General features: G+C 40.6%; 12 protein-coding genes. 8 read left to right on the forward strand and 4 right to left on the reverse strand.

Going from position 1 to position 11,015, the window contains the following annotated elements; all coding sequences use genetic code 11:
- The first annotated feature begins 70 nt into the window (after positions 1-70).
- Positions 71-715, forward strand: a complete 645-nt coding sequence (gene pyrE / locus AACU95_RS12080) for an orotate phosphoribosyltransferase (protein WP_004246493.1) — start codon at positions 71-73, stop codon at positions 713-715.
- Between the two features lie 318 nt (positions 716-1,033).
- On the opposite strand, the gene slmA is transcribed toward pyrE, so the two are convergent.
- The 3 genes from slmA to coaBC all read right to left on the reverse strand — a co-directional run bounded on the left by slmA (position 1,034) and on the right by coaBC (position 3,409).
- Positions 1,034-1,639 (reverse strand): nucleoid occlusion factor SlmA, encoded by a 606-nt coding sequence (gene slmA, locus AACU95_RS12085; protein ID WP_004246491.1) that lies wholly within the window; start codon positions 1,637-1,639, stop codon positions 1,034-1,036.
- Positions 1,640-1,758: 119 nt separating this feature from the next.
- A complete protein-coding gene (gene dut / locus AACU95_RS12090) occupies positions 1,759-2,217 on the reverse strand; it encodes a dUTP diphosphatase (protein WP_004246490.1) in 459 nt (152 codons plus the stop codon).
- The gene (coaBC, locus tag AACU95_RS12095) at positions 2,201-3,409 is read right to left on the reverse strand and encodes a bifunctional phosphopantothenoylcysteine decarboxylase/phosphopantothenate--cysteine ligase CoaBC (protein WP_020946516.1); all 1,209 of its coding nucleotides are present in this window, start codon (positions 3,407-3,409) and stop codon (positions 2,201-2,203) included. The genes dut and coaBC overlap by 17 nt, the downstream gene beginning before the upstream one ends.
- Positions 3,410-3,716: 307 nt before the next feature.
- Here coaBC and radC point away from each other — a divergent pair, with 307 nt between their 5' ends.
- From radC to AACU95_RS12130, 7 genes are all read left to right on the forward strand, one after another.
- The gene (gene radC / locus AACU95_RS12100; protein WP_004249942.1) at positions 3,717-4,388 is read left to right on the forward strand and encodes a RadC family protein; all 672 of its coding nucleotides are present in this window, start codon (positions 3,717-3,719) and stop codon (positions 4,386-4,388) included.
- Positions 4,389-4,635: 247 nt separating this feature from the next.
- Positions 4,636-4,872, forward strand: a complete 237-nt coding sequence (rpmB, locus tag AACU95_RS12105) for a 50S ribosomal protein L28 (RefSeq protein WP_004246485.1) — start codon at positions 4,636-4,638, stop codon at positions 4,870-4,872.
- A gap of 11 nt (positions 4,873-4,883) precedes the next feature.
- Complete coding sequence (gene rpmG / locus AACU95_RS12110; protein WP_004246483.1) at positions 4,884-5,051, forward strand: 50S ribosomal protein L33; 168 nt, start codon at positions 4,884-4,886, stop codon at positions 5,049-5,051.
- 149 nt (positions 5,052-5,200) lie between these two features.
- Positions 5,201-6,328, forward strand: a complete 1,128-nt coding sequence (locus AACU95_RS12115) for a glycosyltransferase family 4 protein (RefSeq protein WP_012368651.1) — start codon at positions 5,201-5,203, stop codon at positions 6,326-6,328.
- Between the two features lie 138 nt (positions 6,329-6,466).
- The gene (locus AACU95_RS12120) at positions 6,467-7,468 is read left to right on the forward strand and encodes a glycosyltransferase family 9 protein (protein ID WP_124740810.1); all 1,002 of its coding nucleotides are present in this window, start codon (positions 6,467-6,469) and stop codon (positions 7,466-7,468) included.
- Positions 7,469-7,471: 3 nt separating this feature from the next.
- Positions 7,472-8,578: a glycosyltransferase family 4 protein gene (locus AACU95_RS12125; protein ID WP_004246479.1), complete on the forward strand. Its 1,107-nt coding sequence runs from the start codon at positions 7,472-7,474 to the stop codon at positions 8,576-8,578.
- Positions 8,575-9,753, forward strand: coding sequence for a glycosyltransferase family 4 protein (locus tag AACU95_RS12130; protein WP_004249939.1), 1,179 nt, complete (start codon positions 8,575-8,577; stop codon positions 9,751-9,753). Before AACU95_RS12125 ends, AACU95_RS12130 begins: the two co-directional genes overlap by 4 nt.
- On the opposite strand, the gene rfaL is transcribed toward AACU95_RS12130, so the two are convergent.
- Positions 9,746-11,014: an O-antigen ligase RfaL gene (rfaL, locus tag AACU95_RS12135; RefSeq protein ID WP_087726301.1), complete on the reverse strand. Its 1,269-nt coding sequence runs from the start codon at positions 11,012-11,014 to the stop codon at positions 9,746-9,748. The two genes, AACU95_RS12130 and rfaL, sit on opposite strands and share 8 nt — an antisense overlap.
- Position 11,015 lies beyond the last annotated feature (1 nt).

Here is an 11,015-nt window from a genome sequence, read left to right on the forward strand (position 1 = left end):
TAAGGCGACTGAAAAGTCGCTTTTTTTATGTCTAAAATCTGTCATTAAGCAATCTTAATAGGAGAAAAAAATGAAAGCCTACCAGCGCCACTTTATCGAACTTGCATTAGCAAAAAATGTATTAAAATTTGGTGAGTTTACGCTGAAATCAGGTCGTGTTAGTCCTTATTTTTTTAATGCAGGTTTATTTAATACTGGGCGTGACTTGGCTTTATTGGGACAGTTTTATGCACAAACATTAATAGATAATCATGTGCCTTGTGATGTGCTGTTTGGACCGGCTTATAAAGGTATTCCCATCGCGACAACGACCGCAGTGGCCTTAGTTGAACATCATGATATGGATGTTCCTTACTGCTTTAATCGTAAAGAAGCTAAAGATCATGGTGAAGGAGGGACATTAGTCGGCAGTCCATTAACAGGGAATGTGGTGATTGTTGATGATGTTATTACCGCTGGAACGGCTATTCGTGAATCGATGGAAATAATCAAACAACATGATGCGACGCTGTCAGGGGTATTGCTTAGTTTAGATAGACAAGAAAAAGGGCGTGGTTCGCTTTCTGCAATACAAGAATTAGAGCGCGATTATCAATGCCAAGTTTATTCAATTATTACTTTGGATGATTTAATTAGCTACTTAACTGAAAGTGAGACATTATCGGCACATTTGCCAGCAGTAAAAGCCTATCGTGAACGTTATGGCATTAATTAAAAAAGCAAAAATACAATAAAATCGCTCAATAGCTGTAAAAAAAAGCCCTCGCCCAATAATGGGCGGGGTGAGTAGTACAATGAATTTTCTGCGATAATTATCACAGATATTGAAAGATAAAAAGGACTTTTACAGTAGGGACAAGGCGCGTTGCCACTGTCACAGATTGGGGATCGCTTAGTGCCATTCCCAGTAAATCTATTTAGATACTCTGATATCAATAGAGCGCATGTTAACACAAATAAGAAAAAAACGGCATATATGTCATTTTCAAATTATTGAGTTAAGTCACGAGTCCACTCTTTCATTGTTACTTGCTCACTGTAATTGCGCCTGAATTAATGGCCAACGTGCTTCAAATTCTTGTGTAGGATGATAACGAAATTCAGTACGTACAAAACGTGCTAGCATACCTTCACAAAACGCAAGCAGTTGTGAAGCGAGTAATGCTTCATCATGTAAAAAGGCACTTCCTTCGCGAATTTTACGCTCTTTAATCACTTGGCGAAGTTGTACTTCAATTCGCTCATACAATTGGTTAATACGCCCTTGTAATCTATCTTGCTCAAACATTAATGCGTGTCCGGTAAGAATGCGAGATAGCCCAGGGTTTTTCTCTGCAAAGCCAAGGATCAAGATAAGAATAAGGCGAATGCGCGCGATAGTTTCTTTCTCATCTTTTAAAATCAAGTTGATACGCGAAACTAAGCTATCTTCGATAAACTCAATTAGGCTATCAAACATCTTTGTTTTACTGGGGAAATGTCGATAAAGTGCTGCTTCAGATACCCCAACGGTAGCCGCTAATTTGGCTGTAGTAATACGTTGACTACCATCACTAGACTCCAACATTTGAGCGAGTGATTGTAGTATTTCATCCCGTCTATTTCTGCGTTTCTTTTTGGTTTCTTTTTCTTCTGCCATGACTGATAAGGCCCCTGCTAAAAGCAAAACAAATCAGTAAACCTTTGCACTAAATAAAAGTGTTAGTGCAAAGGGAGTGATATCGTCATTGATATTAAAATAAATGCAAGACGTCGTGCTTATTGGCGACCAGAGTGTCCAAAACCGCCTGTACCACGCTCTGTTGCCGTAAAATCTTCTACAATATTAAATTCTGCTTGAACAACAGGTACGATAACCATCTGGGCAATACGTTCGCCGGGTTCAATAGTGAACGCTTGTTGACCACGATTCCATACCGATACCATCAGTTGACCTTGATAATCAGAGTCAATTAATCCTACTAAGTTACCGAGTACCACCCCATGTTTATGACCGAGGCCTGAGCGAGGAAGCACCATTGCCGCTAACCCTTCATCAGCAATATGTACAGCAAGACCTGTAGGTAACAGCTCAGTTTGTCCTGGTGCTAATACCAGTGGAGCATCAAGGCAAGCACGTAAATCTAAACCAGCAGAGCCTGTTGTTGCATACGCAGGGAGTGGATACTCTTGTCCAATTCGTGGATCAAGGATTTTAACGTCAATTTTTTTCATCATAATGTTTGGCTATCTCGTCAAGTAGGCGATGACTCAGTTGCGTTTTACTACTATGCGGTAAACGCGTTTCTCCATTTGCCCAGATAAGGTGTAATGCGTTGTTATCACTATTAAAACCAGCATCTTTTAGTGATACATCATTAGCACAGATTAAATCGAGTTGTTTTTGTTCTCGTTTACGGCGGGCATATTCTTCCACATTCTGGGTTTCGGCTGCAAATCCGACAACAAATGGGCGATGCTCAACCATTTTTCCGACACTGGCAACAATATCGGGGTTTTTTATCATAGTTATCGTTACTTCATCACCTTGTTTTTTAATTTTTTCAGGGGCAACCTGTTTGGCTCGATAATCGGCAACGGCAGCACAACCAATAAAAATATCTTGGGATGGCGCAATATCCATCACTTGTTGATACATCTCTTGGGCACTTTCGACGTCGATACGTTTAACACAAGCAGGTGTCGGCAATGTGACAGGGCCGGCAATGAGTGTTACTTCTGCCCCCCGTTGAGCGGCCGCTTGCGCAATAGCAAAGCCCATTTTTCCTGAGCTATGGTTGCTGATAAAGCGTACTGGATCTAAGGCTTCACGTGTTGGGCCTGCGGTAATGGTGATTTTTTTACCTTTAAAATCGTGTTGAGTCGCAAATTGTTGCTCAGCTAATGCCACCAATTCAAGAGGATCTAACATTCTACCGGGTCCTACATCACCACAGGCTTGGCTACCAGAGTCAGGCCCCCAGATAAGACAACCTCGTTGTGCCAAAGCCGTTAAATTTTCTTGTGTAATCGCCGCACGATACATTTGTTGATTCATCGCTGGGGCAATCGCAATAGGTGCTGCACTGGCTAAACAGAGTGTGGTTAACAGATCGTTTGCCATCCCCATGCGTAAACGAGCAATCAAATCCGCGGTAGCAGGGGCTAATAAAATCAGATCAGCCCATTTTCCTAGTTCGATATGTCCCATTGCGGCTTCTGCGGCAGGATCAAGCAAATCATCCGCAACAGGGAAGCCTGATACCGCTTGTAGCGATAACGGGGTGACAAAGGCATGTGCTGCAGGCGTCATAACGACGCGCACAATAGCGCCTTTATCACGTAAACGACGGACTAGCTCAGGCGCTTTATAGGCCGCAATACCACCACTGATACCCAGAATAATCTTTTTGTCGTGAAGTGTAGTCATGATGAAATGCCTAATTGCATAAATAAATGTCCATAATTTTACCACAAGCTAAGCCAGAGTTAGGCATTCTATGTAATACGATGTTTTATAAAATAAATTATTGTGTATTACCTCGCACAAATTTTATCTGTGGCTTTTTCATTCAACTTGTACAGTTTATAGTAAATTAACTGTATATAACAACAGTTGTTTTGTGATAAATATTGCATGAAAGATAAAATTAAATAATTGAAATATAAAATAACAAGATAGGCCAATTATAACGTATTGATGTTTAAATGCTTGGCGAAAAGGGAGAGCACAAAGAATGGAAAACGCAACCATAGAGACACTCTTACCGAGAGAAAAACTGCTGTTGCATGGTGTAGAATCGTTAACGGATGCAGAGTTATTGGCCATTTTTTTACGTACAGGCACCTATGAAAAATCGGTATTAGAATTAGCAGACTTTTTACTTAGAAAGTGTGGTTCTCTCTATCATGTGATCAATGCGGATTATGAAACATTAGGCTGTTTTAAGGGGATAGGCGTGGGTAAATTTACCCAATTACAAGCCATTAATGAGATGGCTCAACGCTTTATTAAAACAAAGTTTATGCATAAAAATATCCTCTCCTCATCCGCAGAAACCAAAAGTTATTTGCAAAAACGACTTAATTGGCGTGATAGAGAAGTATTTGTCGTGCTATTTTTAGATAACCAAAACCAAATGATCGATTGTGAGGAAATGTTTAAAGGAACGGTGGATCGTGTTGAAGTTCACCCCAGAGAAATTATTCGCCAGTCGATTAAAAAGAACGCAGCATCGATTATTTTAGCCCATAACCATCCTTCAGGTTTGTCTGAACCAAGTCTTGCCGATAAGCAAATAACAGAAAAAATTTTTACAGCTTGTCAATTAGTCGGTATAAAAGTGCTTGATCACCTTGTGGTAGGGCATGATAACTGTGTTTCTTTTGCTGAACGAGGTTGGTTATAGCCAATATTTTTTAAAATTATTGACAATCTTTATTGTACGGGTCTTGAGCGTTGAGGCCATTGGGCGTATACTACGCCACCTTTGAGGATCTTGGGTTTGGCGAGAAGAGCCTATCTCAGCAAGTTTTTTCTGAGGTGTTTACACAGTTTTTCAATCGTTAAAAGTTGCTGAGATGGGCTCCAAAGCCTGACGAGGCGGCCAAACCTGATACTAAAGCTCGAGCTGATTAGATTTTTGGAGAATAGACATGTCCCGAGTCTGCCAAGTTACCGGCAAGCGTCCTGTGAGTGGAAACAACCGCTCTCACGCATTAAACGCGACTAAACGCCGTTTTCTGCCAAACCTGCACTCTCACCGTTTCTGGGTTGAGTCTGAGAAACGTTTCGTAACTCTGCGTGTATCTGCTAAAGGTATGCGTGTGATCGATAAGAAAGGCATCGAATCTGTATTAGCAGATTTACGTGCCCGTGGTGAGAAGTACTAAGGAGCTGAAAAATGGCTAAAGGTATTCGCGAGAAAATTAAACTCGTTTCTTCTGCTGGTACAGGTCACTTCTATACCACTACGAAGAACAAACGCACTATGCCAGAAAAACTGGAAATGAAAAAATTCGATCCAGTTGTTCGTCAGCATGTGACTTATAAAGAAGCTAAAATTAAATAATTTTAGTTCTCTGAAAAAAAACCCGACCTTAGCGTCGGGTTTTTTGTTATCTGGCTTGCGCTAAGTATAACAAAGTAAAGCTATTATGATCTTTATTGACTCTTTCGTTATACTAGTGCCCTTTTTATCTATCGAGTGAATAGTTGCAGATGAGTAAATCGGTGTTATCTATCTTACATACAGAGTCGTCTTGTGGTTGGGGTGGTCAAGAAATCCGCATTTTGACAGAATCTCAAGGCATGGTGCAAAGAGGGCACCATGTGACACTGGTTTGCTGTCCAAACTCAAAAATTGCCAAAGCAGCCCCTGACTATGGTATTGAGGTTGTCACATTACCGATTGAAAAAAAACGCGGATCTGCACTGATGGCATTGCGTAATTGGTTAAAAGTCCATCGTCAGCAATTTGATGTGATTAATACCCATAGCTCGACAGATGCTTGGTTAGTTGCGCTATCTTGTGCTTCATTACGCCACTCTCCTGCCATAGTACGTACTCGCCATGTATCTACCGATGTATCTCGTTCACTGCCCACGCGTTGGCTCTACCTGTCTTCAAGTGCCCATATTGTCACTACCGGTGAAAAATTACGCCAAACCTTACATCAATATAATCGTTTTCCGCTCAGTCAAATGACCTCAGTTCCTACGGGGATCGATTTAGAAAAATTCTCGCCACAAAATAAACAGCAAGCACGAGAAAAAATAGGTGTGCCTAATAAACCTACATTAGGGATTGTGGCAACAATGCGGGTATGGAAAGGACATAAATACCTAATAGAAGCATGGAAAACATTGCATCTGCAATTTCCTGACTGGCAACTACTTCTCGTCGGAGATGGCCCACAACGTAAAAATTTACAACCAATGGTTAAACTTGCAGGGTTAGAAGAGAGCGTCTTTTTCTTAGGCAACCGCAATGATGTACCGGATTGCTTAAATGCAATGGATTTATTTGCCTTACCCTCTTTTGGTAACGAAGGGGTGCCACAAGGTATTATGCAAGCGATGGCTTGCGGATTACCGGTGGTATCAACCACAGTAGGTGCAATTAGTGAAGCGGTGATTGATGGTAAAACTGGTTTTACATTGGCACCTCAAGTACAAGAAACCCTAATCAATTACCTTGCTAAATTAATGGCCTCTGATGAGTTACGTCAACAAATGGGGCAAGCGTCATTAGCCCATGCCAAAGCTCAGTTTGGTTTAGATAACATGCTAGATAAAATGGAAAAAATATTTATTAACGCCATTAGCCTTAAAGATAAATCACGATAATTGATATCCTATAAAGTCGCTAAGGGCTAATTATCCTGTATCTGATGTTATATTTTCATTCTGTTTATGAATATTTGTAATGCTTTTTAGTGTATAGTCTGGAAAGTAAATGTATCATTTAAACTAAATAAAAAGTGTATGGATCCAAAAAACATATTGGTTATAGCAATTGCGCGTTTTGGTGATACGTTACTGATCACGCCGGTGATCCACGCACTAAAAGAGCGTTGGCCGAATGCCTGTATTCATGTATTGGCGCATAAACGCAGTGCCTGCATCTTGCAGCACAATCCTGATATGTTTAGTGTTAAGCCTTTCTCGAAAAAGCGCGCCCGTTGGCGAGGATGGTTACCCCATAAACCTTATGATTTAGCTTTGGTATATGGAAATGATCATTCATTAGTGCAGTATGCCCGCCGTCAATCACAACATGTAGTGGCTTTTGCTGAAAATAACCAAAAGCAATCAGACATAACATGGGTGGCTTACCCTAAAGAGTTAATGGTGGCACAAAAAGAGCGTGCTTTATTAATTAATGCGTTAGGAATTTACCCAACCAATTGGCAATTACGCTACTCTATTAGTTCAGAAGAAAAGCAATTTGCCCAACAGTTTATAGAGAGTAATGCATTAATTAATAAGCACATTATTGGCTTACAATTACAAAGTTTTCCTGCCAAAGCTTACCGAGATTGGCCTATAGAACACTTTTTGCAGTTAGCCAAACAGATAATGACTCATGACGAGCAGGCCTATTTTCTGTTATTAGGTGGGAAAGAGAGCCAACAAGTCGCCATTGAACTGGCGAAAAAAATAGGTACTGAGCATTGTTTGGCATTAGCAGGGCAAGTTTCTATGCGCGAAAATGCTGCCATTATGGCGCATTTGTCGCTCTATATCGGGGTTGATACAGGACCGACGCATTTAGCTGGCGCGTTAGGTATTCCGATGGTAGCTATGTATCACAGCTATCATCCCGGATGTTATTTAGCGCCATTACAACATTCATGTTGTCATATTATCCAACATCCTATTGCGTTAGCCGATGCAAGTCGTGAAGATAGTATGTCTGATATTTCTGTCGCCAATGTTTGGCATGCCGTTAGCGATATTTTAAATGGAATAAAGGTGAAACAGTAACTCATGAAGATTGGCTTAATTGATGTCACAATCACAATGTCTTATGGTGGGATCCAAACCGCAGTATGGGAGCTTGCCAAACAGTTACATGATGCGGGACATGAGGTACATCTTTATGGGGGCAATGGTGATGTCAGGCATGAACTAGCAGGCCGACAAATTCATATTCATACCTATCCTTATACACCAAGAGAGAAAGTTATCGATCTCGGTGGTCGTTTTCGTCGTATTGTTGAACGTTATAGTTTTGCTCGCTATGCTAAACAAGATGTTATTCGACAAAATTTTGATTGGGTTATTTTAACTAAGCCGTTTGATTTCTTTTGGCCTGCAATGATGCCCAAATCTTGCTCGACACGTTTTTGTTATATGAGTGGTGGCACCAGCTTTTTTAAAGGCGATCGTAAACTGGCGAAAAAAATCTCTGCCTGGGTTGCGTGTAGCCATTTTAATGCTTGGCAAATTCAGCAACATTTTAAACAATTTCCTGCGGTTATCTATAATGGTGTTGATATGGCAAAGTTTAAGCCTATGACAACATCTTTGCGCCAACAGCTTGGGGTGAGTGATCCTACGTTTTTATTGGCATTTGCGGGGCGTGTAGTCGGTTGGAAAGGCTTAAGTGTTGCTATTGATGCAATAGCCCAATTGCGAGATGAAGACGTTAAGTTGCTGATCATCGGCGCGGGTGATGCGCTGGAACAATTAAAAAATAAAGCGATGGTAAAAGGTGTTGCTGAACAAGTTATTTTTCATCAACCCGTTGAGCACGCAATGTTACCTGAGTTTTATGCCGCTTGTGACGCGGGAGTTTTTCCGAGTATCGGCGATGAAGCATTTGGGATCACCATTGCAGAAGCAATGGCATGTGGAAAACCGGTGATTGCCAGCTATATCGGCGGTATTCCTGAGGTGGTAGGCAATGAGCAAAGTGCAGGATTATTGGTAACCCCAGGTGATGTAACCGCGATGGTGAAAGCCATCAACCATCTTCGGGCATTGCCGGATAGAGGTAAAGCGATGGGTGAAAATGCACGCCAACGCATTGCTTCTCACTATACTTGGCAACATTCAGCACAACGATTACTACAGGCATTAAAAACAGAATGATGAAAATCGCCTATCTTGATCCTTATCCCGTTCCCGATTTGCGTGTGGCTTCATTGCAAATATTGCAAAACGTTGATGCGTTTGCCCGTGCCGGTGCACAAGTGACGCTAGTCACCCCCAAAGGACAGTATCGAGATAGCGATATTCTCGGGCGTGATATTCATAGCAATGCGCGGTTAATTGCGCTAAGAGATATCAGACGTAAATGGTATTTTCCCTTTAATTCGCAAAAGCTATTTTCATTACAAATTGCACGTTGGTTAAAACAACACCCTGTTGATGCACTATTTACGCGTAATTTAAAACTGGCCTGCTATCTGGCTGAGAACCATGCAGATATTCCGCTTTTTTTCGAAAGCCATGAGATTTTTGCGCAATCTTTTGCAGAGTCGCACTCTTTTGAAACGAAAAAAAATCGCCTGAAATACCATAAACTGCTAAAAATGGAGAAGTTAGTATACAGTCGCGCAACGGCAGTATTTGTGCTGACCTCGCTGTTAAGGGACGATATTATTTCGCAATATCAAGTAACCACGCCTATTACTATTGTACCCGATGGGGTGGATTTATATGCCGCAGATAGCAACAAAGATAGCCATAGAGATATAACCGCTACGACCAATAATGTAACAGAGGTACTTTATCTAGGTAGTTTGCATAAATGGAAAGGGATCCCCACCATGATGCGAGCGATGAAATATCTGGATAACGCTAGACTGAATATTGCTGGTGGAACGGCTGAGCAAATTAAAGGGCTACAATTGCTTGCTAAGGAGATGGATGTAAAAGAGAAAGTTAACTTTCTTGGTTTTATCGATCCTAAACAACGCTTTCAGGCGATTGCTCAACATGATATTTGTGTGCTGCCTTTAACCTTAACCAGTATTGGTAGTCGCTACACCTCTCCGTTAAAACTGTTTGAATATATGGCGATGAGAAAACCGGTGGTTATTTCAGATTTTCCATCAATTCGTGATGTGGTGGATGAAAAAGCGGTGAGTTTTGCTGATAGTGGTGATGCGCAGAGTTTTGCCCAACAAATTAAATTACTAAGAGAAGAGCCACAACGTACCAGTGAGAAAATCAATCACGCCCGCTCATTAGTTGAAAATTATTACAACTGGGATAAACGGGCAGAGACGATTTTACATACCATCAATAAACTGATTAGCTAACGGATTTGTCTTCTTTTTTCGGTGTATCTAAAGGCTGGTTTAATAATGAATAGCGCAATGCTAACATTAACCCTAATAAAATACCCACTTGATTAATATAGGCATTTTCAAATAATCCACGTAGTACATAAACCCCTAAAAACGATATTAATAACACCAGCGCTGCTTGGCGAATAATCCCCTGATTTTTGCGGATCAATTGAATACCTTGAGCGATAAAAGACGCGCAGAAATAGAGTAGACTTATTAACCCCAAAATACCGCCGGCAAACCAGAAAGCTAAAAATACATTATGGGGGCCAATGGATTTTTTAAAGACCCAGTTTTTATGCTGTTTTACTTGCTGATTATAAACATTATGGTAAAGCTGATTACCATAACCATAGCCTTTAATAGGTTGTTCTAAGATTAAATCTAAGGCTGAGCCTTGGGTACCACCATCAAATCTTAGTCCGCTATTGGTTTGCGATAGTTTATGTTTAAGTTTGGCGTTAATAAATTGGTTATTAGGTAATTGTGTTACACCGAAAAAGAGCGCAACGCAGATACCCATGCTGAGTAAAGTAAATATCCACTGGCGATTAATGATTAAGATAAGTAATGTACTAATCGCTAATGCGACCCAAGCCCCGCGCGCTAATGTGCCTAAAATTGCAAATAAAAATAATAGGCTAACCACACTTAATAAAAGCCAATTAATTATCGAATGATTTTTTTTCAATGCCCATAAGGCCAGTATAATAGGAAAGAAAAATAGTAGTGCATAAGAGATTTCTCTATGCGCTAATTGACTTTTTGTTGTAAAAGGCAAAAGATTTTGCTGATATTCCAAATAATACTGCACCAACTCCTTTGCCATAATCACCAATAACCCCATGGCGAATGACACCATCACCATCTTTGCAATTGCCGTAGGTGTTTCTTTATACAATACAATGGGAAACGCAATAGCAAAGAGCAGTAAGCCATTTAAAATCGGCTTATTAATCTCTTTTAGACTCAGTGCTGGCTCTACGGAAATCACCACTGAATAGCCAATGGCGAGCAATAAGAAAAACAGCGCATAGGCGAGATTATTTTTAAAAATCTGACCAATAGTGCGAAAATCACGCACCAGGTACCAAAGTGCCGTTGCACCAATTAGCCCCATCACTATATTTTTATAGCGAGTGATATCGGGTAAGTAGATCAATATAATGTAAAGTCCAATAATGGATAAATTCCATAAAGATTTTTTACTATCGTCTTTAAACAACATCATA

Origin of the sequence: Proteus sp. G4415, assembly GCF_963896075.1 — a bacterium.
Taxonomy (GTDB): Bacteria; Pseudomonadota; Gammaproteobacteria; order Enterobacterales; family Enterobacteriaceae; genus Proteus; species Proteus mirabilis.

Coding starts and splice junctions, on each gene's coding strand:
- pyrE (WP_004246493.1), top strand. CDS start 71: ATGAAAGCCTACCAGCGCCACTTTATCGAACTTGCATTAGCAAAAAAT.
- slmA (WP_004246491.1), bottom strand. CDS start 1,639: ATGGCAGAAGAAAAAGAAACCAAAAAGAAACGCAGAAATAGACGGGAT.
- dut (WP_004246490.1), bottom strand. CDS start 2,217: ATGATGAAAAAAATTGACGTTAAAATCCTTGATCCACGAATTGGACAA.
- coaBC (WP_020946516.1), bottom strand. CDS start 3,409: ATGACTACACTTCACGACAAAAAGATTATTCTGGGTATCAGTGGTGGT.
- radC (WP_004249942.1), top strand. CDS start 3,717: ATGGAAAACGCAACCATAGAGACACTCTTACCGAGAGAAAAACTGCTG.
- rpmB (WP_004246485.1), top strand. CDS start 4,636: ATGTCCCGAGTCTGCCAAGTTACCGGCAAGCGTCCTGTGAGTGGAAAC.
- rpmG (WP_004246483.1), top strand. CDS start 4,884: ATGGCTAAAGGTATTCGCGAGAAAATTAAACTCGTTTCTTCTGCTGGT.
- AACU95_RS12115 (WP_012368651.1), top strand. CDS start 5,201: ATGAGTAAATCGGTGTTATCTATCTTACATACAGAGTCGTCTTGTGGT.
- AACU95_RS12120 (WP_124740810.1), top strand. CDS start 6,467: ATGGATCCAAAAAACATATTGGTTATAGCAATTGCGCGTTTTGGTGAT.
- AACU95_RS12125 (WP_004246479.1), top strand. CDS start 7,472: ATGAAGATTGGCTTAATTGATGTCACAATCACAATGTCTTATGGTGGG.
- AACU95_RS12130 (WP_004249939.1), top strand. CDS start 8,575: ATGATGAAAATCGCCTATCTTGATCCTTATCCCGTTCCCGATTTGCGT.
- rfaL (WP_087726301.1), bottom strand. CDS start 11,014: ATGATGTTGTTTAAAGACGATAGTAAAAAATCTTTATGGAATTTATCC.